This window comes from Bacillus sp. FSL W7-1085 (genome assembly GCF_038595035.1).
GTDB lineage: Bacteria > Bacillota > Bacilli > Bacillales > Bacillaceae > Bacillus > Bacillus altitudinis.
This window is the reverse complement of the sequence record NZ_CP152000.1, coordinates 1,828,631-1,854,013: the sequence shown is the minus strand read 5'-3', so window position 1 is coordinate 1,854,013 and position 25,383 is coordinate 1,828,631. Positions and strand designations below refer to the sequence as shown.

The following is a 25,383-nucleotide window of genomic DNA, read 5'->3' as shown; positions in this document are numbered from 1 at the left end:
ATAGATGATTTTATTGCACATGAAAATTCGTTCCATCTGTTGTCTCTTTCACAATCCCTGCCCGAATGACAAAATCGCCGAAATGTTCATTTTCTTCTCGTTCTTTTGCGTAGCGGGGGAGAATAGAGCCAAGTTCTTTTAGAATGTCTTCCTCACCCACATTTTCACGGTATAATTTACTTAATCTGCTGCCATCAAATGCGGCACCAAGATACATATTATACTTACCAGGTGATTTTCCGATAAATCCAATCTCTCCAAGCGCATGACGAGCACAGCCATTTGGACAACCAGTCATTCGAATGGTGATTTCTTTATCACTTAATCCGTTTTCTTCAACGATGTCTTCGATTTTATCAATCAATCGAGGAAGGTAGCGCTCTGCTTCAGCCATCGCTAAGCCGCAAGTTGGCAAAGATACACAAGCCATTGAGCTGCGGCGCAGGGCAGAGTGCTGCTGGCCGTCTGATAAACCAAACTTCTGAATGAGCTGTTCGATTTGTTTCTTTTTATGAGTTGTCACATTCCCAATGATTAAATTCTGATTGGCTGTTAAACGGAAGTCACCTGTATGAACCTTGGCGATTTCGCGGATGCCTGTCATCAGCGGATAATCATCATAATCTGTGATGCGTCCGCCTTCTACAAACATCGTATAATGCCATCTGCCATTAATGCCTTTTACCCAGCCATAACGGTCACCGTTATGATCAAAGTGATAATCCTTTGCCTCTAAAAGAGTAAACCCAAGACGGCGCTCAAGCTCTTCTTTTACATTCTCAAGACCAAGGCGGTCCACCGTATATTTAAAGCGGGCATTTTTTCGCACGGAACGGTTTCCGTAGTCACGCTGAATGGTGATGACTTGTTTGGCAATTTCTACGACCTGTTCAGGTGTACAAAAGCCGATGACCTTTGCAAGCTGCGGATAAGTCGCTGTATCACCATGCGTCATACCCATTCCGCCGCCAATTGCGACATTAAAACCGACCAGTTGATCGTTTTCGATAATGGCAATAAAGCCTAAATCCTGCGAAAAGACATCAATATCGTTAGCAGGAGGGACCGCCACACCAATTTTGAATTTCCTTGGCAAATAAAGCGGACCATACATCGGTTCAACTTCCGTATCTGGCGTTGCCGCAACCTTTTCCTCATCAAGCCAAATCTCATGATAGGCTCTTGTTTGTGGGAGCAGGTCATCACTTAATTTTTTCGCCAGCTCGTATACATCATGGTGCACTTCTGATTGATAGGGGTTTGATGTACACATGACATTCCGGTTCACGTCGCCGCAAGCAGCAATTGTATCAAGCATAGTAGAATGAATCTCTTGAATGGTTTTTTTCATATTCCATTTTAAAATACCGTGAAGCTGAAAGGTTTCACGAGTCGTCAGCTTTAACGTACCGTTTCCGTATTTGTGAGCAAGCTCATCCATCACAAGCCACTGCTTAGATGTGGCGATTCCGCCAGGCAGACGGACACGCAGCATAAATTGATAGGCAGGCTCAAGCTTTTGTTTTTGTCGTTCATTTCTCAGGTCACGATCATCTTGTAAGTAGCTGCCGTGATGCTTCATCAGACGGTTGTCATCATCCGGAATTCCCGCTGAAATCGGATCAAGCATCACTTCTTTTAACGTACCCCGTAAATAATCACTTTTTTCTTTGATTTCCTCTACGTCGCTCGGAGGTCCATCCGGCGCTGTTAATGCTGTCTTCACCATGTAAGTAAAAGCTCCTTTCTTTCAAGCATCAAATCAATAAACGTCACGCTGATAGCGTTTTTGCTGCTGTAAGTTGGCAAGATAGCTTTCTGCTTTTTCTTTGCTCATCGCACCTTCTTCTTGAATGATGGATAGAAGGGTATTGTGAACATCATGCGCCATATGCTTTTCATCTCCGCAAATATACACGTAAGCACCTTGCTCAAGCCATTCAAATAATTCTTTGCTTTGTTTCTTCATTTGGTGCTGGACATATACTTTTTCCTCAGTATCTCTTGAAAAAGCCACGTCCATTTTCGTTAAGACGCCGTCCTTTAACCACTTTTGCCATTCCGTTTGGTATAAGAAATCCGTCACAAAATGCTGATCACCGAAGAATAACCATGACTTTCCGTTTGCACCCAGTTCCTCACGTTCCTGCATAAATGAACGGAAAGGGGCGATGCCTGTGCCTGGTCCTACCATAATGATCGGTGCATCTGGATCTTGAGGAAGCTTAAAGTTTTGGTTGTGCTGAATATAAACAGGTAACGTATCACCTGGCTGCAGGCGCTCTGCACATAGAATCGAACAGACACCTTGGCGTTCTCTGCCGTGCGCATCATATCTGACAGCCCCTATCGTCAAATGAACCTCTTCGTCATTTGCTTTGAGACTGCTTGCAATGGAATAAAGGCGTGCAGGGATTTTTCTTAAAAGGGCTGTGAAATCTGCGGCGGTTCCTTCAAAAGGACCGAAATCACGAGCCGCATCTACTAAGTCCCGGCCTGCGATATATTCTTTCAGTTTTTCTTCGTTTCCTTCTTCTAAAAGGGCATGCAAGGATTCGCTTTTTGTCAGTTCAGCGATCTTTTGAAGAAGTGGTTTTGTTAAAACCGTGATCTCAAAATGCGAGGTGAGTGCTTCTTTTAAAGGAAGAGTGTCTCCATTTTTATGAACGGTGACGGATTCTTCTGCATTCCACCCGCATGTTTGAATCAGTTCGTCGACAAGCGCAGGATCATTTGTCGGGTAAATGCCAAGGCTGTCACCTGGCTCATACACGAGACCTGAACCTTCAAGCGAAAGCTCTAAGTGACGTGTTTCTTTATTAGATCCACGCCCATTTAAGTTGATATTTTCAAGAACTTCAGCATAAAAAGGATTCGTTCTTGAATATTCAGAAACGGCCGTACTGTTGGCTCCCGCTGATTCTTGCGGCAGTGAGACAGCTTCACCTTCACTCAAAGAAGAGGCAACACCTTGAAGCCATTCTGAAAACGGCTCATCATAATCAAGGTCACAGTCCACTCGGTCAAACAGGCGAGTACCGCCAAGCTCTTGGAAGCGTTCATCAAATTCTTTTCCTGTCTGACAGAAGAATTCGTATGAGCTGTCACCTAATGAAAGGACAGAAAAGCTTAAATGATCGAGCTTTGGCGCACGTCTGCCGTGAACATATTCATGGAACGAAAGGGCATTATCCGGCGGATCTCCTTCGCCATGTGTGCTGACAATGACCAGTAAATTGTTTATTTTTTTCAGATTATTCGGTTTAAAATCGGACATAGAAGAGAGCGTCACTTGAAAGCCTTTCTCTTCAAGATGCTGGGCTGTCTTTTTTGCTAACCCTTCGGAATTGCCTGTTTGCGACCCATAAAGCACGGTCACATCTTTGCTCACAGGCTGGGCAGATGCTGCGGCAGCAGGCGCCGGAGTGACAGCTTCTGAGCCGGCAAGCGCTGCCTGCGCTGATAAATAACCAGTAAGCCAAATTTTTTGCTGATCTGTTAAAGTCGGAAGCAGCTGATTGAGTAACTCTGCCTGCTCCTGGCTAAACGGACTGTTCAATACATGAAGTTGCAACAATATCCACCTCACAAGGAATATAAACATAGATTAATTCGATAGGAATTATATATATAGGTTCAATTTGAACTTTACCGAAAGTTTGCCATTAAGTAAAATATATAATATTGATTGTCATGATTAAGATTTCTAATGACAAAACACGGATGAATAGGGGAGAGGGCACAAAAAAAGGAAAACGGATCACCGTTTTCCTCTTTTTCGCCTGACTTACGCCGTTGGAAGCCCCATCACAGCTTTCACTTCTAAATATTCCTCGATACCGAAATCTCCCCATTCTCTTCCGATACCAGACTGCTTAAAACCGCCAAATGGGGCAAAGTAATCTGTTTCAGCATTGTTAATGGTGATTTGACCGGCACGAATATGTTCAGCGACATATTTTAATGTTTTTTCATCTTGACCAACAACATACCCGGCAAGACCATACACTGTATCGTTGGCGATCTCAAGGGCATGATCGAGGTCTTGATACGTGATCACACTCATGACTGGCCCAAAGATTTCTTCTTGCGCAATGGTCATATCATTTTTCACATTGGTGAAAATGGTATGCTTGGCGAAATATCCTTTATCGATTCCGTCTGGCTTTCCAGTTCCCCCAGCAAGAAGGGTAGCACCTTCTTCGATTCCTTTTTCAATATAAGATTGCACCGTATCCCACTGCTTTTTAGAAACAAGCGGGCCAGTAGCGTGATCTTCTCTCGGATCACCAACTGTAAACTTCGGCAGGGCGTTCAGCAGCGCCTTTTCAAACTTGTCTTTCATTGATTCTGGAATTAGCACACGTGTAGCTGCAGAGCATACTTGACCTGTATTCATCGCAATATGATGAATGGCTGTTTCTGCTGCTTCGTCCACATCTGCATCGTCTAAGACGATAAGAGGGGATTTTCCGCCAAGCTCAAGTGCTACTTTCTTCACATTGTCCGCTGCGTTTTCCATAATTTTAGAGCCGACGGCACCTGATCCTGTAAATGAAACGAAGTCAATATCAGGATGTGAGCTAATGCCGTCACCAATCACGTCACCCGCTCCGTTTACTAAGTTGAAGACTCCTTTCGGTACACCTGCTTCATCAATAATGTCTGCAAGAATCATCGCAGCAAAAGGGGTAATTTCCGCTGGTTTTAAGACAACTGTTGAGCCTGCCGCAATGGCACCCGCAATTTTAAGAGATGTCTGATTCGTCGGGAAGTTCCACGGTGTAATCAATCCGCTGACACCAATTGCTTCTTTTATAATCGTATGTCCACCGCGGTCTTCGGTAAATGTATAAGATTTCAGTGCTTCCGCTGCTTTAGAAAAATGTTCATAACCCATTTTGTAATGAACTTCTTCGGACACTTTCAGCGGTGCACCAAGCTCTTTTGTCATCACTTCTACAAGTTCATCCTTGCGTTTTTCGTACCCGCGCACAATGTTTTCCAGCATTTCTACTCGTTCATTTCGAGATGTTTTTGAGAAAGAAGGGAAGGCGGCTCGAGCTGCTTTGACAGCTTGATCTAAATCTTCTTTCGTTCCTAAACTAATGGTGCCAATGACTTCCTCTGTCGCAGGGTTAATGACCTCCGTCGTTTCGTTTCCTGTTGATGCGACCCATTCTCCATTAATAAAGTGTTTCTCTTGATTTCTCATTCTGACATGTCTCCTTTTTATATGTGATTCAATCCAATATTCTGTTTTCAGCTCATATAAAACTGTACCCACTGTGAAAAATCTAAAACAGAGAAACTGCATGAGAAAAAGTTTCTGATATAATACGCAAAGTGGGACATATGTCCTTTTCAACATGAGGGCATCTATCATTTAATGGAACTAGACTGAAAAAAGAAGGAGCTTTTGAACGAATGAAAGGTGTTATTTTTGCATTATTAGGAGGAGCTTGTATTACACTGCAAGGCGTAGCCAACGCCAGAATTAGTCAAGATATCGGGACGTGGCAGGCGGCAACGATCACGCAGCTGACAGGGTTTATCATCTCTCTCGTCATTTTACTCATCGTACGGGATGGCCACTTTAAGGAATACAAAAAAGTGCAGCCGCTTTATTTAATTGGAGGTGCATTTGCAGCCATTATTATCTTTAATGAGGTCACTGCCATTCAAATCATTGGTGTGACACTCACCATCGCTGCTTTACTTATCGCACAGCTTGCGTTTACCTTTGCCATCGATGCAAAAGGATGGTTTGGTGTTCAGAAGAAAAAAATGAAATGGCCCCATTATGCAGGCATCTTTTTAATGATTGCAGGCGTCATCATCTTAAAACTATAAAGGAGGGCATCAGATGGAGGAGCTGCATGATGAATCTCTTTTTTCCTCTTATATGAAGACGCATCAGTTACAGAATGTCTTTCATCAAAAACTCATCTCACATGTGAGCTTGTGGCGCTATCAGCAAGGTGAGCTGATTTGTTCAAAAGGGGATAAAAGGGAGTATATGTACTTGCTGGTGAAAGGAAAATTAAAGATTTTCACCACCACAAAGGAAGGAAAAACATTTATTCTTTGCTTTAAAAACCCTCTTGAAGCGATTGGAGATATTGAATACGTTCAGCAGACAGATATGGTCAATACAGTTGAAGCCGTTACAGAAGTACATATGCTCAGGATTTCTCATCAAGCCCTCATGCGGCATGCAAAGGACGATCCTCGAGTTTTAACCTTTTTGCTCAAGGGCATCACAAACAAATTTTATACAAAATCAAATGATTTAAGCTTTCACCTTTTATACCCTGTAGAGGTCAGGCTTGCAAGCTATTTATTGTCTGTTTTAACAGGTGATGATGACGCGCACGCACGCACGCTTCGCCTCACGGATGCAGCGAGCTTAATTGGAACAAGCTACCGCCATATTAATCGGGTCATTCAGCAGTTCCAAGAAAAAGGGCTGATTGAAAGGCGAAGAGGAAAGATTACGATTTGTGATCAAAAAGGGCTTTTAGAAATAGCAGAACACAACATTTATGAATAGAAGAAACGAAGGGACTTATATATGATCATAGGAATAATATTAGCTGTCACTGCTGGGGCACTTGTCAGCTTACAAACCATTTTTAATAGTAAAGTCAATGAGCATACAGGCTCTTGGTCAACAACGACGCTAGTTCTAGGAATGGGCTTTATCGCTTCACTTCTGATGGGTCTTTTGTTAGAAGGAACCGGCATGTTTCAATTAAGGCATATGGAAGCCTGGTACTGGATAAGCGGAGCCATCGGGGTAGGCGTTGTCATCTGTCTTGTTCAGAGCATCAAACGTCTCGGTCCCACTTATGGAATCTCGATTGTTCTCACCTCCCAGCTAGGTTGTGCGCTTCTATTTGATTCGCTTGGCTGGCTTGGGTTAGAAAAAGTAACATTTTCTTTTACAAAATTATTAGGTGTACTTGTCATTGTGGCAGGAATCCTCGTATTTAAGTTAACCAAGCTTGAACCAGTAGAAGAGGAGCAGTCAAGAGAAAAAGGGCTGCCACAAAAGTAGCTGCCCTTTTATTTAAATCAACCGCCGCCATAAAACCGTTATGGTAGATAAACCAGTTAAAAGGAGCCTTTTCATGAAAGGCTTTTTTTTCTGTCCATAGTCGCTTGCTTTATATTCTGTTCGATCTTTCGCTACGAGAACACTATAAGCGATTTTTCGTTCGATTGCTTCCGTAAGAGATAACGCAAATGGTGCACTATCAATCACCAAAATCGATTCAGTATTTAAAAAGCTGGATCTTGCATCTAGATTATATGTTCCAATAATACTTAAGTTATCATCAATGACCATTGATTTGGCGTGAATTGAATACGGACCTTGATATTCATACAAATGAACACCTGTTTTCATCAATTCCTTTTTCGTGCTTAAATATCCTGCAAATGCTAAAGGGTTTGGTGTCGCTGTAAGAGAATTCGTCACGATCGTCGTTTGAATATCACTTGGTAATGGCGTGAGTCCGTCTTTCATTGGCCGTGTCGGTATGACATAAGGCGTCTGGATAAGAACCGAACGCTTTGACCGCTGTGCGAGATCGTTTAACTTTTTCAAGACGAGCGGACGTTTATTTAAGCGTTCCACTGGATTTGTGAAAAATGCAATCTGTTTTGCACGAATGGCGTCTTTTGCCCAATCATATGTGGACATGACAAAGGGTTCTTTTGTACGAATGGCTTCCTGATAAGATCGAAGTAGCTGTTTTCTTAGCTTTTTTCCTTTTTTCGCTTTTGCCTTGGAAAATACATCTTTCGTTCTTTTCGTAAAATCATGATTCCACAAATAAACGAAATACTGTTCCATTTCATCTAATACTTTTCCTTTTTTGGCGTTGTACAGCAGCACATCTCGGTCATACGCAAAGTCTTTCGGCGGCTGATCTGCAAAGTATTTATCACCAATATTTCTGCCGCCCATGACAGCGACCCTGCCATCTGCCAAAAGAAGCTTATCGTGAAGGCGGTTATGCCACGTCCATGGCTTGAACAAACGAAAAGGCTCATAAAAACGAATGGCCATATTCGGGTGATTCGCCACAGCATAACGCAAATGCTTTAGCGGTCCACGCAGGCTATGGCAAATGCCATCTAACAACAGCTGAACTTTTACTCCTCGATCAGCCGCTTCAATTAAAGCACCAAGCACCCATTCGGCGGTTTTTCCTTTTTGAATGGAATAATAACTCAAACGAATGTTCTTTTTAGCCTCGCGAATCATTTGAACTCTCACTTGACCCGATTCAAATCCGTCATCAAGCAGCATGACTTGATTTATGCCTTGGTCGTCTCCTGAGATGGAAGAAGCTTTATAGATGCAATGTTCTTTACAAGTTTTTTGAAACGGTAAATAAAACAAGACAAATGCGGTCAAAAATACATACACCACATATAAAAGGATCAGAAAAAACAAGAATTGAAGCACAGTGATCAACTCCTTTCACACAAACCGTTCTTTTTCTTAGTTTATGTTAAAAACAAAATTTCACTCATCCAGCTTTTCCAATGAAAAATACAGGATAAAAGAATCACCTTGTTTTCATAGGGCATTTAATTATAGTATGAAATGAGTAAGGGGGAATCGCATTGAATGAACCATTATTTAATATACCAAGTGATGTGTACCAAACGTTAAGTGAAACAGAACGTTATTTACTGCATTATATTCACCAGCATTTAGAGGATATCTCCACCTTATCCATCGTCACATTAAGTGAAAGAGCTAACGTGTCGACGGCGACCATTGTCAGACTGATGAAGAAAATCGGATACAATGGCTATACATCCTTTAAATATCGATTGAAACAAGAAAAGAAAATGACAGATGATAGTGATCAACTAAAAAATATTGACGAAGACATCAAACTAGCCATTCGAAAAAATGAAGAAGAGGTCTTAAAGACGATTCAACTGCAAAGTATTGGGCAAATTGAGGATGCGGTTCAAAAGATCCATGATGCAGACAAAATTTATATTTTTGGCAGAGGCTTTTCAGAGATGATCGCCAAAGAGATGACCATCAAATTGCAGCTCATCGGAAAAACATGCGAGGTACATGACGACCCGAATATCATTCGGCTCAAATCGCGTGACATTGATAAAAACGAACTTGCCATCTTTGTTTCATTAAATGGAGAAACGTCAGAACTAGTGGAAGCCTGCCAAAACCTCAGTATGAAGCAGGTCACGACCATTACGGTCACAACTAGAATTGATTCTACATTAAGTAAAATATCAGATATGACACTCGTCGGATATAAAGGGGAACAATCATTCTTCCCAGATTATGAAGTCAGGTCCCGCCTGTCGCTTCATGTCATTGCCCGCATTTTACTAGACGCCTATGTGATTCGGATGAAATAAACACTCAAAAAGCCTTCCACACTTTATGATGGGAGGCTTTTTACCGTGAAAACCTTTACACAATCTGAAAACATTTTCACTGAATCGTATGAGATACTTTCTTTAGAGAAAAGAAAGAAGGTGAAACCAATTGATTTATACCTGCACCTTAAATCCTGCTATTGACCTATATATTGCATTAAAAGAAATGCGGGCAGATACAGTCAACCGCACTGAAGATGAGGATTATCAGCCGAATGGAAAAGGTGTTAATGTGTCCATTATGCTAAAGAAATATGGCTTCACCAGCACTGCATTAGGATTTATTGCTGGGTTTTCAGGTTCATATATTGAACAATCGTTAAACGATCTCTCCATTCAAACCGATTTTATCCCAGTGGATGGGATTACACGCATTAATGTATTTATTAACACAACGGAAGAATACAAGCTTGTGAATCAAGGACCTGCTATTGAGGCAAAAGCGCTTGATGCCTTTCGCGAAAAAATCTCGACCATTCCAAAAGGCAGCATCTTCATTATGTCAGGCAGTCTGCCTAAAGGCGTTCCTGCTAGCATTTTCTCAGAGATAGCCGCTATTTGTCATCAAAACAACGTGAAATTTATTTTAGACACAAGCTCTAAAGCGGTTTTAGAAACACTTCAATACAAACCATATTTACTAAAACCAAATGAAGAAGAGATTGCCGCATTTTTTGGGAAAACCCACCGTTTATCAGAAACAGAACTCGTTGAATCAGGACGAAAGCTGATCGAGATGGGTGCAGAGCAAGTACTCATTTCCCGAGGAGGAGAAGGTGCACTATTCCTTACAAACGAAGCCGTATTAAAAGGAAATGCACCAATAGGAACGGTCGTAAACACGGCTTGTTCTGGTGATGCCATGCTCGCTGCATTCCTAAGTAAACAGCTGGAAGGACAACCTCATGAAGTATGCTTACGATACGGCATTGCAACAGGGGCATCTACCGCCTTTTCAAAAGGGTTAAGTGATTTACATGACATTGATTCATTAATTGAGCAAATACACATTCAGAACATATAAGGGGGAGTTCACATGAGCCGCAAGAAAATTGTCGCTGCCACTGGCTGTCCAACAGGCATTGCGCACACATTTATGGCAGCTGAGGCATTAAAAATCGCAGCTGAGCAATTAGGGGTCGACATCAAAGTTGAAACGCATGGTCAAGTAGGAATTGAAAACGCTTTAACGGATCAAGACATTTTGGAGGCCGATGGGGTCATTGTCGCTGCTGACAAAGATGTGAATACAGATCGTTTTCACGGCAAACCACTCATTGAAGTGCCTGTAGCGAAGGGTATCCGCACACCAAACGAACTGATTCAAGGCATTATCAATGGAGAAGCCCCCGTTCATCAAGTGAAAGGAAGAGCTTCTGGAACAGAAAAAACATCTGCGCCTTCATCAGCTCAACAAAAGACAGCGAATAAGTGGATACACACCATCTACAAACATTTAATGAACGGTGTATCACATATGCTTCCATTTGTTGTTGGAGGCGGGGTCTTAATTGCTTTATCTTTTCTATTCGGTATTTACTCAGCTGATCCTCAGCATGAAACGTATCATCCGTTTGCTGCCTACTTGAAAAACATTGGCGGACTCGGCTTTAGCTTAATGGTGCCTATTTTAGCAGCATTTATCGCTGATTCAATCGCCAAACGCCCAGGGATGGTTGTCGGATTTATCGGTGGCTTGCTTGCAAACGATGGAGGCGTTGGATTCTTAGGTGGTATTATCGCAGGTTTTGCAGCAGGGTATATCATCGTACTTCTTCAATTCCTGCTTCAAAAATTACCAGCATCACTTGACGGATTAAAATCAATTTTCATCTATCCTGTCATTGGTATTTTCTTAATTGGGGCTGTCATGACCCCGCTATTAGTTCCAATCACAGGGCTAAATAATTCATTAATGGATTTTCTCTCCTCAGTTCAATCCACAAATCCATTGCTTTTAGGTTTAATTGTTGGAGCCATGTGTGGATTTGATATGGGAGGACCTTTTAACAAAGCAGCCTATGTCACAGGAACGGCTTTACTCGCAGAAGGTAACCTTTACTTCATGGCAGGGGTGTCAGCAGCATGTATCACACCGCCGCTTATCATTGCGATTGCCACAACGATTTTCCGAAAACATTTTACACCACAAGAACGAAATGCTGGGATGATCAACTATATTCTCGGAGCGACTCATATTACCGAAGGAGCCATTCCATTTGCAGCAAAAAATCCAGTCGTTGTCCTGCCAATTATCATGTTTGGTTCCGCCACCTCTGCTATATTGACGTATCTGTTTGGCGTACAGGTTCCAGCTCCGCATGGCGGATTCCTTGTCTTACCAGTCGTCACAGGCGCATTTCAGTGGGTGCTATCCATACTCATCGGATCACTTGTAGGTGCGATTTTATACGGGCTTTACCGCAAGAAAATAGACAAACCCGCAGTTTAATAGGGAGGAAGAGAAATGATGGAACATATTTATATGAATCTACATGAAACAGCTTCTTCACAGGCTGGCGTTTTCGCAGCCATAGCTGACATTGCCTCTAAAGCAGGGATTTGTACATCTCCTGAGGCTGTCAAAAAAGGACTAGCTGAAAGAGAAGCTCTGAGTACAACCGGCTTTCAAGATGGATTTGCCATTCCGCATACACAGTCAGACACCATCACAAAACCGGCACTCGTCATCGTCCGTACAGAAACCGGAATCGAATGGGACGCTTTTGATGGAAAGCCTTGCTTTTTCTTCTTATCCTTACTCATTCCAAAAAGTGAAGCAGGAACCACTCACTTACAAGCACTTTCTGCTCTTTCACGCGGATTAATGGATGAAACGAAACGGCAAAAACTGCTCGAAACAAGAACAAATGAAGAAATGCTCGCTGTATTAAAAACAGATATTTTGACGAGAGAGGATGTTTGACCATGCCTTTACTTTCCACAACACCTATGCTTGAAGCAGCAAAAAAAGAAAAATACGGAATTGTCGCATTCAATGTACATTCCTTTGATAGTATTTACTGGGTACTCGAAACGGCAGCTGAATTAAAATCACCTGTCATTTTGCAAACAACGGTTGGCACGGTCCAATCGCTTGGCGCAAAAGCCATTGCAGATACAGTAAAGGCGGCAGCTGATCAATACCAAATACCAATCGGCCTTCATCTCGATCATTGCACTGATTTTGATGTGATTCTGACTTGTATACGAGCAGGATATACATCCGTGATGATCGATGCTTCCATGCATTCATATGAAGAAAATGTACGCCGCACAAAAGAAGTGGTGGACCTTGCCTTAAAAGTAGGTGTGAATGTAGAAGCCGAGTTAGGCAAGGTAGGCGGGGTAGAAGATGATATTGTCGTGGATGAAAAGGATGCTCAAAAAGCCATTCCATCAGAATGCCGTCAATTTGTAGAAGAAACTAGTGTACCTACTTTAGCACCTGCGATCGGCACGGCCCACGGCATTTATAAAGGGGTGCCGGATATCGACTTTGACCGCATTGAACAAATTGCAGCGCTTGTCGATGTGCCGCTTGTCCTTCATGGTGGTTCAGCTGTACCAGATGAGGATGTCAAAAGATGTGTCGCACTCGGTATGGCAAAGGTCAATGTGTCCACTGAACTGAAAAATGCATACTCTGAAGCGATTCGTGATCATTTCTCAAACGAACCTGAAAGCTTAGATCCGCGTATGTATTTACAAAAAGCCAAACAAGCAGCCAAAGACATGGTCACATCTAAAATAAAGATCGTTGGCAGTGAAGGAAAAGCCCAACTTTTATATCAATAAGATGAAAAAAAGCAGAGCCGCATCGCTCTGCTTTTTTCACATTATTCGCTTTCTTTCATTTCATTTGATGTACGTACTCGTGCATTTCCCATAAATACGACCGTAATCGCCGCAAGTGCAATCGGGAATAAAGCAATCATAAATACATACGTAATACTTTGTGACATCGCATCAATCACTTTATTTAAAATATCAGGCGGAATTTGTGAGCGTGCCTCCTCTTGGAAAATGGCTTGTGGATCACCAACTTGAGAAGAAGCTCCTTTCATTCCGCTAAAAGCATCTGCTAAACGATTTGTCAGGACATTGGTTTGAATCGTTCCAAAAATCGTCACGCCTAAAGTCATCCCAAGTGATCTCATGAACGAATTGGTAGAATTAGCACTGCCGCGGTAGCGCGGAGAGAGATCATTCATTGAAGCAGATGGCAGAAGGGAGAAGCTAAATCCAACGCCAAAACCTGAAATCATCATAAAGAGCGTAAGCCACAATCTTGCTGTATCAGGCGACATATTGGCAAGCAGCAGCATCCCAGCAAAAAATGAAATCACAGAGATGGTCATTAATCGTCTAAAAGGTACTTTCGTCTGCATCGTTCCGCCAATCATACTGCCAATCACGGAACCAATCATCATCGGTGTTAAAATGAACCCGGCACTTGTTGCAGATTCACCGTACACCGCCTGGACGAAGATAGGAATAAAGACAGCTAGAATAATAAACGTCCCGCCATATAAAAACGCCAAGATTTGAGATGTCGCAAACAGACGATTTTTAAACATCCAAAATGAAATAATCGGTTCTTCTGCCTTCCGTTCAACAATGAAGAAGATGGTGCCAAAGACAACAAACACAGCAAATAGTGTCAAGATTTGAACAGAATCCCATGCATACGATTTACCGCCAAGCTCAAGAGCGAACATTAAACTGACAACCGCAACGACAAGTGTAATGGCACCTGACCAGTCAATTTTCTGCTTACGATGCTCGAGCGATTCTTGATAAAATTTGGCGATCAAGAACACACTGACGATACCAATTGGTACGTTAATATAAAACACCCAATGCCAGCCGATCGAATCCGTAATAATTGCTCCTAACAGCGGTCCTAATACACTGGATAGACCAAAAACTGCACCAAACATACCGGACATTTTCCCGCGCTTTTCTGGCGGGAAGATATCAAAGATAATCGTGAAAGCGATCGGAAGAAGAGCACCGCCTCCAAGTCCTTGAATCGCACGGTAAATAATAAGCTGATCCATCGTTTGTGCGATGCCGCACAGCGCAGATCCAATTAAAAAGAAAATAAGTCCAAACAGAAAAAAACGCTTTCGACCATACATATCTGAAAGCTTTCCATAAATCGGCATACCGGCCATCACTGCCACCATATAAGAAGCAGTCACCCAAGCAAATTTATCAAAACTGCCCAAATCGGCGACGATGCTTCCCATTGCTGTTGCGACAATGGTGTTGTCCATCGCTGCCATAAAAATCCCTAACAGCAACCCGATGACAACAAAGCGAGTGGATGCCTTGCCTTTATGATCCACGTTATTCATTTCATTTACCTCCTGCTTACGTTCTCTTCACTTTTTTGCTATGATCAAGTTAATTATAAAGTAAGAGAACATTTATCTTGATGATCAAGATAAATTGATTTTAAAGGGAGGAGAACAAGTTGTCAATAAAGAACGAGGCAGAAGATCGAGCGGACCAGATCATACATACGATGAGACGCCTTGCTACACGAACAGTCCTATTTCACCAAGCAGCTGCTCAATCGCTCGGCCTTTTCCCAACAGATCTCAAATCAGCAGATTTGTTAAACGAACTTGGACCACTCACAGCAGGTGAATTAAGTGAAAAAACCGGTCTTAGCTCAGGTGCGGTCACAGCTCTCATTGACCGGTTAGAAAAAGCAGGCTACGTCAAAAGGGAGAAGGACCCAAAAGACAAGCGAAGGGTCATCATTGTTCCACTAACAGCGGGGAAATCACAAGTGAAGGAACTCTTTCTATCTTTATCGACATCCACCAAAAAACTCACAAATGAATACAAGCCTGAAGAATTGGATTTAATCATTCAATTTATTACCGAGGCAGCTGAGGTCATGGATCAAGAGCTGCAATTGCTTAAGTCTAAGGCGTAAGAAAGGACAATGTGAGGTCTTTAGACGAAGCGGTAATATCTTTTATGAGAAATGTGTTATGAGGGTGCAAGAAGTTCTCATTGAGAATAACAACATAGGATGCTTATCCTAATAAGGGGAGGTATAACAGAAAGTGGAGATTATAAAGTTTAAGGATACTGATACAAAAGATATTGTTTCATTGTTTTATGAAACAGTTCATTCCGTAAATTCAAAAAATTATTCCCAAGTACAATTGGATGCTTGGGCACCAAGAGATGAAAAAGAATCTAAAATGAATTCTTGGAAGGAATCATTGGGTCAAAATATAACATTTGTTGCTAAAGTGAATGATAAAGTTGTTGGTTTTAGCGATTTAACGCATACCGGGTACTTAGATAGACTATTCGTTCATAAAGATTATCAAGGACAAGGTATAGCCACAGCTTTAGTTGATATGCTCGAATCTGAGGCAAAGAAACTAAATCTTTTAGAAATTGATACCGAAGCAAGTATTACAGCTAAGCCATTTTTTGAACATCTAGGTTACAAAATTGTTTGTTCACAAACTGTGGAAAAAAAGGGGGTTAAGTTGGATAATTTTAAAATGCTAAAAAAAATAAAATAATCATTTTCTTGTTATGCTAACAGTTAGTTTAAGGAAGAAAGGGTATAACATATTCGTCATATAAAATATGTTATACCCTTTCATTTATTTAACTTTTTTCAATAGCAGAAAAGATTTTAGAACTCAAATCAACAATGCTACCTTTACAGAATATAGTTTTAAACATTTAAAAGCCAAAACAGCTGAACAAGCTAAGCTATTTAGCGAAACAGGACGAAAGCAGGCACAGTATTTGCCTAATACAAAAAATAAAGTTATTGAGAAAGAAGCATTAAATAAGGGTTAATTGTAGAAAACGAGAAAGGTGCAGTATATTTTATTGATAATACTGGTCGTCCAGTTGGTTTTGATTTAGAGTATTTAAAAATGGCTAAACCAAGATCAAAAGGCTCAAAGCACACTCATGCGAGTGTGCTTTTTCTTATGGCAAAAGAGCACCCAAAAGTTGCACAACATTTACTGCAAACATTTGGACTTCTTTGACGCATGTGAGTTGATTAGACTTATAACCAAAGGGAAGAAGGGAGGGATTCCAACTGCACTTAACCAAGAGGGGCACGACTTTATTATCGATGCTGCTTCACACGACCACTTATCTATCAATTGAAGATTTACAGAATCGACTGAATGTCTCTACTCGAACGGTCTACGCTGAAATTAAGCGAATGAATAGTTGGCTGGAAACCCATCAGCTTAGTGGCGTCCAGCGAAAAGATCAACGAGGCTACTATTTAAATCCACACGAGAAAGAAGTCATTATCGAAAAAGCTGACACTGTTCTTGTCGGTCATGACTATGAACCATGTGTAAAAGAAAGACGTGCCATCTTGCTCCTTTCCATTGCATGCAGTGAGAAGCATCTAAAAATTGATGATTTTATGGAGATGACGAAGGTAAGCCGCAATACACTGCTTGAAGATATGAAACAACTAAAAGAAGCACTTTCAAAACAGCAGCTTACACTTCATTATCAGGCGGCCAGTGGCTATTTAATTTCAGGAGAAGAAAGAACAATTCGGTTGGCGCTGAAACCTTATATTCATTTCATTCGCAACATGATAAAAAATGAAAAAACATTTCCATCGGTTTGGTTAAAGGGTCCTATCTCATATAAGAGAATACATGCTCTCCTTCAACAGTCCGAACAAGATCTGAAGCTTGAGTTTGCAGATGACATGCTGGATCAGCTGTCTATGGATCTCTTTTTCTACTTTAAACGGATGAAGCTAGGACGTGCTGTACACATTTCAACAGAAGAAAAACGGACACTGCAGGAAACAGATGAATGCTTGGCTGCTATTCGTTTCATGGCGCAAATTCAAAAAGAAACCAGTCTTTTGGTTCATGATGATGAAATCTATTTTCTTAGTACGCTATGGCTCAGTGCCAAAAAACAAAAACTTCCAACAAGTCAAAAACCAGAAGAACATCTCATTCGAACCATTGCGAGACAAATGATCATTGACTTTCAGCGTTATGCGTGTATTTCCTTCCAGGAAGTAGAAGTCTTGGAACAAAACTTAACCATGCATTTAATTCCTGCCTATTATAGGCTCATCTATCACATTGATATCATCAATGAATTAACAGATTCCATGAAACATGCACAGCCAGAGGTGTTTGACATCACGCAAAAGGTTGCTTGCCATTTAGAGAAGGCGACCTGTTCAAAGATGAGCGATCATGAAATTGCCTATGTGGCGATGCATTTTGGCGGCTGGATGAGAAGAGAAGGGATTTCGTCGATTGCGAAACGTTCTATTTACATTGTCTGCGGAGAAGGAATTGGCACAAGTCACATGCTGAAAACGCAGCTTCTTGAATTAATCGGTTACATCGACATACGCGGACTGTTATCAAAACGTTCATATGAAGAATTAACATCCATTGATGCCGACTTTGTTGTGTCAACGACACCTATTTCGTTTAAAGGAAAACCTGTTCATCTCGTTCACCCTATTCTCACTGCTTATGAGAAAAAAACATTGCTTCAATATGGAGAAGGCTCAGAACCTAAGCTTGATGAGCAACATGTGAATGCTTTATTCAATATCATTCAGCAGCATACCATCGTTCAAAATGAAAAAGCATTGCTTCATGACTTGAAGGAGCTGCTTCATTCGACATATGTATCACACCAGAAAGGGTGGAAACCAGTGTTAAACGATTTATTAACAGAAGAAACCATTCAGCTCCAGCAAACAGCAGACACATGGCAGGAGGCCATTACAAAAGCAGCGCAGCCTTTAATTGATCAACAAGCGATTCAGGAAAGTTATGTGAAAGCGATGATCCAGTCTGTTCATCAAAATGGCCCTTATATTGTGATTGCGCCACAAGTGGCGATTCCGCATGCCAGGCCAGAGGATGGCGTGAACAAATTAAGCATGTCACTTATGTCATGTCATCAGCCCGTTTTCTTTTCAAAGGATGGAAAAAAGCAAGTTCGGCTCATCATTGTATTAGCTGCCATTGACAGTATGACCCACCTGAAAGCACTCAAACAGCTGACGATGCTGTTAAGTGAAGAAAAACGGGTGAGACAATTGATTGAAGCAGAGGAATTAGCAACCATCCAACAACTAATCAATCAATTTTCACAAGTATAAAGGAGGAAAAAGAGAATGAAAAAAATTCTAGTTGTATGCGGAAACGGTTTAGGAAGCAGCTTTATTGTTGAAATGAATGTCAAAAAGGCTTTAGAAGAATTAGGACTTTTAGCGGAAGTGGATCACACCGATCTCAGTACAAGCAAAAATGAACAAGCAGACCTCTATATCGGAGCAACAGACATTATCGATCAGCTGGATGACGGCACAAGAAAGGTCGCTGGATTAAATAACTTGTTAGACCAGGAAGCCATTAAAGACGTCCTTCGCAAACACATATAAGCCACGAAAAAGGGGGATTCACATCATGATAGAACTGATCATGAACGATATATTGGGCACACCCGCAATTCTCATCGGTTTGTTTGCACTGGCTGGTTTACTTTTGCAGAAAAAGTCAGCTGCCGATACTGTATCAGGCACCTTAAAAACAACAATGGGTTTTTTAATATTAGGAGCGGGCGCCACAGTCGTATCTGATTCACTTGGGGTTTTCAGGAAGATGTTTGAAGCAGCGTTTCACATTCAAGGGGTTGTCCCAAATACAGATGCCATGGCAGCCATTGCCCAAAAGGAATTCGGTACACAGACAGCGCTCATTATGATTTTTGGTATGGTGGTCAATTTGCTTTTGGCAAAATTCACACCCTTTAAATACGTCTTTTTAACTGGTCATCATACGCTATATATGGCGGCTATGCTTGCAGTCGTTCTGTCAACAGCCGGCATGCAAGGAACGCTGCTGATCATCACTGGTTCAATCGTATTAGGTGCAGCGATGGTCATTGCTCCCGCAATCCTTCAGCCGTTTACAAGGAAAGTCACTGGAAGTGATGATCTGGCGCTCGGTCATTTCAGTACGTTCGGCTATTTTACAGCGGGAATGATCGGCAAATGGGTCGGGCGCCCAGAGAAATCAACGGAAACCATTCAAGTGCCTAAATCACTCGGTTTTCTAAGAGATACATCGGTGGCCATCTCCATTACGATGGCTTTGCTTTTCTTTGCGATTGCACCGTTTGCGGGAATTTCATATATAGAAAACATTAGTGGTGGTACGAACTTTGCTGTCTTCATTCTCATTCAGGCCATTACCTTTGCTGCTGGGGTGTACATTATTTTAGCAGGTGTACGGATGGCAATCGGGGAAATTGTGCCTGCTTTCAAAGGGATTGCCGATCGTTTCGTCAAAGGGGCAAAGCCGGCACTTGATGCGCCAACTGTTTTCCCATTTGCTCCAAATGCGGTGATCATCGGTTTTTTATGCAGTTTTGCTGGAGGCATCGTGTCTATTTTCCTTCTTCCTTTGTTTGGTTTAACTGTCATTGTTCCTGGACTTGTGCCGCACTTTTTCTGCGGTGCGACAGCGGGCGTATATGGCAATGCAACAGGGGGAGTGAGAGGTGCAGTCGCCGGTTCCTTTGTGAATGGAATACTCCTTTCATTTTTACCAGCTTGTTTACTTCCTGTGTTAGGCACTCTTGGCTTTGAAGGGACAACATTTGGCGATACAGACTTCGGTATCATCGGAATCTTGATTGGATTGATCAAATTTATATTTCATCTTTAAAAAGGAGGCATTTCAGGATGACAGCTATTTTCTCACCTTCACTGATGTGCATGGATTTAACGCACTTCCGTGAACAAATTCAGCTGCTGAACACAAGGGCAGACCGTTATCATGTCGACGTCATGGATGGTCACTATGTAAAAAATATGACCTTATCACCCTTTTTCATTGAACAACTTCGGAAACTGACAGACGTTCCGATTGATGTTCATCTAATGGCCGAACAGCCTCAGGAATTTTTAATTGATGCATGTATTGATGCAGGCGCAACGATGATTTGTTTACATCCAGAAGTGGTGCAAAGAGACGTTTTTCGAATCATTCGGCATATCCACGAAAGAAAGTGTGAGGTCGGCTTTGTTCTCAATCCCGCCACACCAGTTGCAGCATTAGATGCTTTTATTCATTTAATAGACCGGGTGACGATCATGACAATTGATCCAGGGTTTGCTGGTCAGCCTTTTATCAAAGAAATGCTTCCGAAAATGAAAGAGGTGAAAGAAATCAAAGAGAAGGGGGGATACTCATTTTCAATTGAGGTAGACGGCTCTTGTAATGAAAGCACGTTCCGATTGCTTGCTGAGGCAGGAAATGAAATTTACATCATCGGCACCTCAGGTTTATTTGGACTTCACGAAGAATTAGATAAAGCATGGGAAATAATGAAGCAATTGTTCGCAAAAGAAACAGCCACAATGAAATCACCTTAGTAAAAAAGAGGATGAAGCCCATCCTCTTTTTTACGCAATTTTACTAAACAAACTATCTCCTTATCAAAACATACTCAAAAACTTCATAAAAGCACAAATTTATAATTGAAAGCGCTTTATTTATGTGTTATTCTTCAAATATCTTTAGTAAACATTTAGTCAAAAATGATGAGGAGTTTGCCTATGACTACACTCAAAGATATTGCTCATGATGCAAAAGTATCCGTCTCTACTGTATCCCGTGTGTTAAATGGCGACCAAACGCTTGCCGTTTCACACGCAACAAGACAAAACATCCTCGACATAGCCAAGAAATTAAACTATACCCCAGTCAGAGCAAGAAAAGCCGATCAAGCAGAAGTAAAAAGCCCACCCGCATCCCCAGTCATCGGTGTCGTTGTCGCCCAATCCATTGACGAAGAATTAAATGATCCTTTTTTTTCATCGATTCGAAAAGGAATTGAAAAAGAATATGCCAAACAAGGTCTGTCTACTCTCCACACCTTTCGCCTAAGAAACATGGATAAAGGGGCGATACTAAAGGATATTGACGGTTTGATTGTCATTGGACGAATCAGCCCTGATACGGTTGAAAAGATGACAAACCGAATGGAACATATCGTTTTTATCAATCATTATGCGGATGAAGATTTGTATGATTGTGTACATGTGGATTTTGTCAGAGCGGCAGATCGTGCCATTCGTCATCTGCAATCTCTCGGCTACACACATCTAGGCTATATTGGCGGGAAAGAGAGGGAGCATTATTTCGAAGGAAATGCTGTGATTGAGGACGAAAGACAAACAACTTTTATCAAAAGAATGCAAGAAGCGGGAACTCTTCATATGAATGACATCCACATAGGCGAATATTCGATGCAAGAAGGCTACTCGCTTATGCAAAAAGCCATTCAGAAAGGAAAGCTTCCAGAAGCCTTTTTTATCGGAAGTGACTCTATGGCAATAGGCGCTATGCGAGCGCTACATGAAGACGGCCTTCGTGTACCTCAAGATGTCTCAATCGTGGGGTTTAATGATATCGAAGCCGCTTCCTTTTCAAGCCCGCCGCTCACAACGGTTAAAGTATATACAGAAGAAATGGGGGAAGTAGGTCTAAAGCTTTTGCTTGAGCGGATAGAAGGAAGAAAGCTTCCTTTAAAAGTCGTCGTGCCAACAAAACTCATGCAAAGAGGCAGCACATGCCCAATCCATGAAAGGGGGTGAATAAGCATTTCAGTAAACAAAAAAGAGACAAAAAAGCAGGAAGGGAGCTGCTGAGCATGATGGCCAGATCATGCTGAAAACAACGCAGTTCACCCAATTGCTCTCTTATCTCTTTGAAAAGAATAGAATTCCAGTATAATGGACTTCTTTTGTTTCCGCAACTGCATGAATTCTACCGATAATCGTCTGAATTTTCAGTGATCAAAAGGAGGAAACGATGAATAAAAAAATTTTGATGCTGTGTGCAGCTCTAGTTTTGTCGATGATCTTGTCTGCTTGTGGCAATAACGGTGCGTCTGAAGCAAACGGAAAAGTGACCTTGACTCTATTCTCTACAATGAGCAACAGCGGGGAGAGAAAGGCATTTGAAGAAGTGATCCGTGACTTTGAAAAAGAACATCAAAACATCCGAATTGATGCAAACTTCCCTGGCAACAGCTATGAAGATATGATACGCGTCAAAATGGGCGCAAACGACATGCCAGACCTATTTGATACACACGGCTGGGCCAAGCTGCGATATAGCGAATACGTGGCTGATCTAAAGGAGATGGACTGGGTAAAACAACTCGATCCTTCACTCGATCAAATTTTAAAAGACAAAGATGGCAAAGTCTATGCTTATCCGCTGAATCAAGCAAAAGACGGACTTAGTTTTAATGCCAATCTACTAAAAGAATATGGCATAAAAGTTCCTAAAACACTGAATGAACTGAAAAGTGCTTTACAAACTGTCAAAGAAAAAAGTAAAGGAGACGTTGTGCCGCTCTGGATTCCAGGAGGCGATAATTCAAATATTGCCCAAGTCTTTGATGAGCTGGCAACGCCTTTACTCATTACCGATCAAAAACATCAATACGGAAAAGACCTTGAAAATGGATCATTTGATTGGTCTCACTATACACCGCTTGCACAGCTTATGAAGGAGCTGAAAGATCAAGACCTTTTAAACAAAGATGTACTCACGGCCAAACTATCCCAAGCACCTGAGCTGATGGCACAAAACAAAATTGCTTTCACCTTTGTGGGAGGATCTTTAGGACCTGAGGCGACTGAACTCAATCAATCGATCAAAGTAGGCACTATGCCCGTACCAGCGATTCATGAAGGAGATGAGCAAAGCTGGATTGGCGGGGAACGCTTTACTGTTGCGGCATGGAAAGACTCAAAGCATCTAAAAGAAGCAAAACAATTCATTGACTTTTTAGCAAAGCCTGAAAACGCAAAAAAAATCGCAGAGGGCACTTCCTCTGAAACGGCTTTAAAAGAAGTCAAAGCCAAAAACTATTACTCTACATTTTACGAGCAATATGAAGATATTAAGATTGAACCATATTTTGATCGGAAATACTTACCGAGCGGCATGTGGGCTGTCATGGCAACGACCGGTCAAGAATTATTAGCAGGCTCCATCACACCGGAACAACTATCGAAGAAAATGGAAGAGGAATATAAGCGTCTGAAAAAACAATAGCAGGCTCATGCTGAAACAGGAGTGAAGCCAATGAGTGACATCACAAAAGAAAAACAGGCGGCGACATTTACCTCTTTTCCCAAACAGAAGATGAAAAATAGCCAAAATTCTTCACTTTGGTGGATGTATCTGCCTGCTGTTCTCGTTGTCAGTACCTTTATCATTTATCCCTTTTTTAACGGGATTCAGCTCTCTTTTACAAATTGGAACGGTTTCTCACAACAGTATAAGTGGATCGGACTGGATCAATACAAACGGCTACTACAAGATCCAACTACATGGCTTGTTGTGAAAAATACCCTTATTTACGGCATCGGGAGCACCATCTTACAAAATATGATTGGTCTTGGATATGCACTCTTATTAAATCAAAGTTTAAAAATGAGAGCCATCACAAGAACGGTGATCTATTTACCCGTCATGATCAGCCCGATTGCCATGGGCTATATTTGGTATTTTGTCTTTGCGTACCAAGGTGGTGCTTTAAACGACGTTGTTACCTTTTTTGGATTTGATCCAATGAATGCACTTGGTAATCCGCAGCTAAACACTTGGATCATTGTGTTTGTGAATACGTATCAATTCGTCGGGATTGCCATGATCATTTATTTAGCAGGACTCCAAAGCATTCCTAAAGATTATTATGAAGCAGCACAACTCGACGGAGCTTCAGGTCTTCAGCAATTTTGGCGCATCACATTACCACTTTTAATGCCATCTATCACCATCAATGTTGTGCTCAATGTCATCGGTGGACTTAAATTATTTGATGTCATTGTCGCGCTCACTGGCGGAGGACCCGGAGATTCCTCGCAATCGATGTCGACTTTTATGTACGATTTGTATTTCAAACGGCAGGATGCAGGCTATGCAGCGACGCAAGGTGTCTTCATGGCTGTCATCATCCTTGTCGTTAGTGTCGCAGCGCTCATTTATTTCAAACGAAAGGAGACCGAGGTGTGATGGATAACGCCTATAAACGAAAGAAAAGATGGTACTCCTTACTAGCCCTTTTGATAACATTGCTGCACCTGATTCCATTTTATATTTTAGTCACGACCTCTCTAAAGGGGATAGGAGATTTTAGCTCAAAATGGCTGTTCCCATCAACGCTTCATTTTGAAAACTTTCGCATGGCATGGACAGATGCTCAGCTTGGCCAGTCCTTTTTGAATACAGTGATCATTACGTTCAGCTCGGCTGCCCTACTCATCATCTTTGGATCACTTGCCGCCTATCCGCTCGCAAGAAGAGGAACAAAGCTGAATCAAGCGGTGTATCTCTTATTCATTGCCATTATGGTCATACCGCCGCTCACCGCCCTTGTCCCGCTATACAAAATGGTTGTACAAATTGGCATGATGAATACTTATCAAATCGCTATTTTAAACAATGTTGCTGCTTTTTTGCCACTGACGATTTTTCTATATGCCGGTTTTATCCGGTCGACGATTCCAAAGGAGCTTGAAGAAGCCGCTCGTATTGATGGTGCGGGAACACTTAGAGTCTTTTTCACCGTCGTTTTTCCGCTGCTGAAGCCGATTACCGCTTCTGTTTTAATCATTGCCTGTGTGTATATTTGGAACGACTATCAATTTGCCATCTTCTTCTTGCAAGATAAAGAGATGCATACACTGACAGTCGCCTTATCCAATTTCTTTGGTCAAAATCAACACCAGCTCCAGCTCGTTGGCGCCGCTGCTCTCATTGCGATGCTGCCAATGGTCACGATGTTTTTACTTTTGCAAAAATACTTTATCGCAGGGCTGTCTCAAGGCTCTGTTAAAGGGTAATCCAA

General features: G+C 41.8%; 23 protein-coding genes. 18 read left to right on the top strand and 5 right to left on the bottom strand.

Annotation, left to right across the window (positions count from 1 at the left end; all coding sequences use genetic code 11):
- Positions 1–10: 10 nt before the first annotated feature.
- The 3 genes from cysI to MKY11_RS09425 all read right to left on the bottom strand — a co-directional run bounded on the left by cysI (position 11) and on the right by MKY11_RS09425 (position 5,215).
- Entirely contained in the window at positions 11–1,729 is a 1,719-nt protein-coding gene (gene cysI / locus MKY11_RS09435; RefSeq protein ID WP_342499539.1) for an assimilatory sulfite reductase (NADPH) hemoprotein subunit, read from the bottom strand.
- 33 nt (positions 1,730–1,762) lie between these two features.
- On the bottom strand, positions 1,763–3,574 hold the full coding sequence (locus tag MKY11_RS09430; RefSeq protein ID WP_342502086.1) for an assimilatory sulfite reductase (NADPH) flavoprotein subunit: 1,812 nt from the start codon (positions 3,572–3,574) through the stop codon (positions 1,763–1,765).
- A gap of 213 nt (positions 3,575–3,787) precedes the next feature.
- Positions 3,788–5,215: an aldehyde dehydrogenase family protein gene (locus MKY11_RS09425; protein ID WP_342502085.1), complete on the bottom strand. Its 1,428-nt coding sequence runs from the start codon at positions 5,213–5,215 to the stop codon at positions 3,788–3,790.
- A gap of 212 nt (positions 5,216–5,427) precedes the next feature.
- Between MKY11_RS09425 and MKY11_RS09420 the strand changes: the two genes are divergently transcribed.
- Genes MKY11_RS09420 through MKY11_RS09410 form a run of 3 tightly spaced genes read left to right on the top strand, consistent with a single transcriptional unit; the run spans position 5,428 to position 7,060 of the window.
- On the top strand, positions 5,428–5,853 hold the full coding sequence (locus MKY11_RS09420; protein ID WP_008343684.1) for a DMT family transporter: 426 nt from the start codon (positions 5,428–5,430) through the stop codon (positions 5,851–5,853).
- Between the two features lie 13 nt (positions 5,854–5,866).
- Complete coding sequence (locus MKY11_RS09415; RefSeq protein ID WP_041092782.1) at positions 5,867–6,553, top strand: Crp/Fnr family transcriptional regulator; 687 nt, start codon at positions 5,867–5,869, stop codon at positions 6,551–6,553.
- Between the two features lie 21 nt (positions 6,554–6,574).
- The gene (locus MKY11_RS09410) at positions 6,575–7,060 is read left to right on the top strand and encodes a DMT family transporter (protein WP_024718278.1); all 486 of its coding nucleotides are present in this window, start codon (positions 6,575–6,577) and stop codon (positions 7,058–7,060) included.
- A gap of 12 nt (positions 7,061–7,072) precedes the next feature.
- On the opposite strand, the gene MKY11_RS09405 is transcribed toward MKY11_RS09410, so the two are convergent.
- Positions 7,073–8,479 (bottom strand): phospholipase D family protein, encoded by a 1,407-nt coding sequence (locus MKY11_RS09405; protein ID WP_135008812.1) that lies wholly within the window; start codon positions 8,477–8,479, stop codon positions 7,073–7,075.
- Positions 8,480–8,640: 161 nt separating this feature from the next.
- On the opposite strand from MKY11_RS09405, the gene MKY11_RS09400 reads away from it, so the two are divergent.
- The 5 genes from MKY11_RS09400 to MKY11_RS09380 all read left to right on the top strand — a co-directional run bounded on the left by MKY11_RS09400 (position 8,641) and on the right by MKY11_RS09380 (position 13,236).
- Positions 8,641–9,417, top strand: a complete 777-nt coding sequence (locus MKY11_RS09400) for a MurR/RpiR family transcriptional regulator (RefSeq protein ID WP_007499235.1) — start codon at positions 8,641–8,643, stop codon at positions 9,415–9,417.
- 130 nt (positions 9,418–9,547) lie between these two features.
- Positions 9,548–10,462: a 1-phosphofructokinase gene (pfkB, locus tag MKY11_RS09395; protein ID WP_342502084.1), complete on the top strand. Its 915-nt coding sequence runs from the start codon at positions 9,548–9,550 to the stop codon at positions 10,460–10,462.
- Positions 10,463–10,474: 12 nt separating this feature from the next.
- The gene (locus tag MKY11_RS09390) at positions 10,475–11,890 is read left to right on the top strand and encodes a PTS fructose transporter subunit IIBC (RefSeq protein ID WP_342502083.1); all 1,416 of its coding nucleotides are present in this window, start codon (positions 10,475–10,477) and stop codon (positions 11,888–11,890) included.
- Between the two features lie 15 nt (positions 11,891–11,905).
- Positions 11,906–12,364, top strand: coding sequence for a fructose PTS transporter subunit IIA (locus MKY11_RS09385; protein WP_039167830.1), 459 nt, complete (start codon positions 11,906–11,908; stop codon positions 12,362–12,364).
- A 2-nt stretch (positions 12,365–12,366) separates the two neighbouring features.
- Complete coding sequence (locus tag MKY11_RS09380) at positions 12,367–13,236, top strand: class II fructose-bisphosphate aldolase (protein WP_025207447.1); 870 nt, start codon at positions 12,367–12,369, stop codon at positions 13,234–13,236.
- A 41-nt stretch (positions 13,237–13,277) separates the two neighbouring features.
- Here MKY11_RS09380 and MKY11_RS09375 read toward each other — a convergent pair whose 3' ends face one another.
- Entirely contained in the window at positions 13,278–14,801 is a 1,524-nt protein-coding gene (locus MKY11_RS09375; protein ID WP_342502082.1) for an MDR family MFS transporter, read from the bottom strand.
- 170 nt (positions 14,802–14,971) lie between these two features.
- Between MKY11_RS09375 and MKY11_RS09370 the strand changes: the two genes are divergently transcribed.
- The 10 genes from MKY11_RS09370 (at position 14,972) to MKY11_RS09325 (ending at position 25,378) form a co-directional block, all read left to right on the top strand.
- On the top strand, positions 14,972–15,391 hold the full coding sequence (locus MKY11_RS09370; protein WP_249855758.1) for a MarR family transcriptional regulator: 420 nt from the start codon (positions 14,972–14,974) through the stop codon (positions 15,389–15,391).
- A gap of 133 nt (positions 15,392–15,524) precedes the next feature.
- Positions 15,525–15,998, top strand: a complete 474-nt coding sequence (locus MKY11_RS09365) for a GNAT family N-acetyltransferase (protein ID WP_039167822.1) — start codon at positions 15,525–15,527, stop codon at positions 15,996–15,998.
- A gap of 536 nt (positions 15,999–16,534) precedes the next feature.
- Positions 16,535–18,607 carry a BglG family transcription antiterminator gene (locus tag MKY11_RS09360; protein ID WP_342502106.1) on the top strand — a complete coding sequence of 691 codons (2,073 nt, stop codon included), beginning with the start codon at positions 16,535–16,537 and terminating at the stop codon, positions 18,605–18,607.
- 15 nt (positions 18,608–18,622) lie between these two features.
- Positions 18,623–18,889, top strand: coding sequence for a PTS sugar transporter subunit IIB (locus MKY11_RS09355; protein WP_017359544.1), 267 nt, complete (start codon positions 18,623–18,625; stop codon positions 18,887–18,889).
- A gap of 25 nt (positions 18,890–18,914) precedes the next feature.
- Complete coding sequence (locus tag MKY11_RS09350; RefSeq protein WP_268382090.1) at positions 18,915–20,177, top strand: PTS ascorbate transporter subunit IIC; 1,263 nt, start codon at positions 18,915–18,917, stop codon at positions 20,175–20,177.
- 17 nt (positions 20,178–20,194) lie between these two features.
- Entirely contained in the window at positions 20,195–20,887 is a 693-nt protein-coding gene (alsE, locus tag MKY11_RS09345) for a D-allulose 6-phosphate 3-epimerase (protein WP_039167812.1), read from the top strand.
- A gap of 183 nt (positions 20,888–21,070) precedes the next feature.
- Positions 21,071–22,111, top strand: a complete 1,041-nt coding sequence (locus tag MKY11_RS09340) for a LacI family DNA-binding transcriptional regulator (protein ID WP_326242006.1) — start codon at positions 21,071–21,073, stop codon at positions 22,109–22,111.
- Positions 22,112–22,328: 217 nt separating this feature from the next.
- Positions 22,329–23,585 (top strand): ABC transporter substrate-binding protein, encoded by a 1,257-nt coding sequence (locus tag MKY11_RS09335; RefSeq protein WP_342502081.1) that lies wholly within the window; start codon positions 22,329–22,331, stop codon positions 23,583–23,585.
- Positions 23,586–23,615: 30 nt separating this feature from the next.
- Positions 23,616–24,548 (top strand): sugar ABC transporter permease, encoded by a 933-nt coding sequence (locus MKY11_RS09330; protein WP_045034787.1) that lies wholly within the window; start codon positions 23,616–23,618, stop codon positions 24,546–24,548.
- Positions 24,548–25,378: a carbohydrate ABC transporter permease gene (locus MKY11_RS09325; protein WP_039167804.1), complete on the top strand. Its 831-nt coding sequence runs from the start codon at positions 24,548–24,550 to the stop codon at positions 25,376–25,378. Before MKY11_RS09330 ends, MKY11_RS09325 begins: the two co-directional genes overlap by 1 nt.
- Positions 25,379–25,383: the final 5 nt, after the last annotated feature.

What these genes read in the sequence shown, in the direction of transcription:
- MKY11_RS09325 (WP_039167804.1), top strand. Translation starts at nt 24,548, where the DNA reads ATGGATAACGCCTATAAACGAAAGAAAAGATGGTACTCCTTACTAGCC.
- MKY11_RS09335 (WP_342502081.1), top strand. Translation starts at nt 22,329, where the DNA reads ATGAATAAAAAAATTTTGATGCTGTGTGCAGCTCTAGTTTTGTCGATG.
- MKY11_RS09340 (WP_326242006.1), top strand. Translation starts at nt 21,071, where the DNA reads ATGACTACACTCAAAGATATTGCTCATGATGCAAAAGTATCCGTCTCT.
- MKY11_RS09410 (WP_024718278.1), top strand. Translation starts at nt 6,575, where the DNA reads ATGATCATAGGAATAATATTAGCTGTCACTGCTGGGGCACTTGTCAGC.
- MKY11_RS09370 (WP_249855758.1), top strand. Translation starts at nt 14,972, where the DNA reads ATGAGACGCCTTGCTACACGAACAGTCCTATTTCACCAAGCAGCTGCT.
- MKY11_RS09350 (WP_268382090.1), top strand. Translation starts at nt 18,915, where the DNA reads ATGATAGAACTGATCATGAACGATATATTGGGCACACCCGCAATTCTC.
- MKY11_RS09355 (WP_017359544.1), top strand. Translation starts at nt 18,623, where the DNA reads ATGAAAAAAATTCTAGTTGTATGCGGAAACGGTTTAGGAAGCAGCTTT.
- cysI (WP_342499539.1), bottom strand. Translation starts at nt 1,729, where the DNA reads ATGGTGAAGACAGCATTAACAGCGCCGGATGGACCTCCGAGCGACGTA.
- MKY11_RS09375 (WP_342502082.1), bottom strand. Translation starts at nt 14,801, where the DNA reads ATGAATAACGTGGATCATAAAGGCAAGGCATCCACTCGCTTTGTTGTC.
- MKY11_RS09425 (WP_342502085.1), bottom strand. Translation starts at nt 5,215, where the DNA reads ATGAGAAATCAAGAGAAACACTTTATTAATGGAGAATGGGTCGCATCA.
- MKY11_RS09385 (WP_039167830.1), top strand. Translation starts at nt 11,906, where the DNA reads ATGATGGAACATATTTATATGAATCTACATGAAACAGCTTCTTCACAG.
- MKY11_RS09390 (WP_342502083.1), top strand. Translation starts at nt 10,475, where the DNA reads ATGAGCCGCAAGAAAATTGTCGCTGCCACTGGCTGTCCAACAGGCATT.
- MKY11_RS09415 (WP_041092782.1), top strand. Translation starts at nt 5,867, where the DNA reads ATGGAGGAGCTGCATGATGAATCTCTTTTTTCCTCTTATATGAAGACG.
- MKY11_RS09420 (WP_008343684.1), top strand. Translation starts at nt 5,428, where the DNA reads ATGAAAGGTGTTATTTTTGCATTATTAGGAGGAGCTTGTATTACACTG.
- MKY11_RS09380 (WP_025207447.1), top strand. Translation starts at nt 12,367, where the DNA reads ATGCCTTTACTTTCCACAACACCTATGCTTGAAGCAGCAAAAAAAGAA.
- alsE (WP_039167812.1), top strand. Translation starts at nt 20,195, where the DNA reads ATGACAGCTATTTTCTCACCTTCACTGATGTGCATGGATTTAACGCAC.
- MKY11_RS09330 (WP_045034787.1), top strand. Translation starts at nt 23,616, where the DNA reads ATGAGTGACATCACAAAAGAAAAACAGGCGGCGACATTTACCTCTTTT.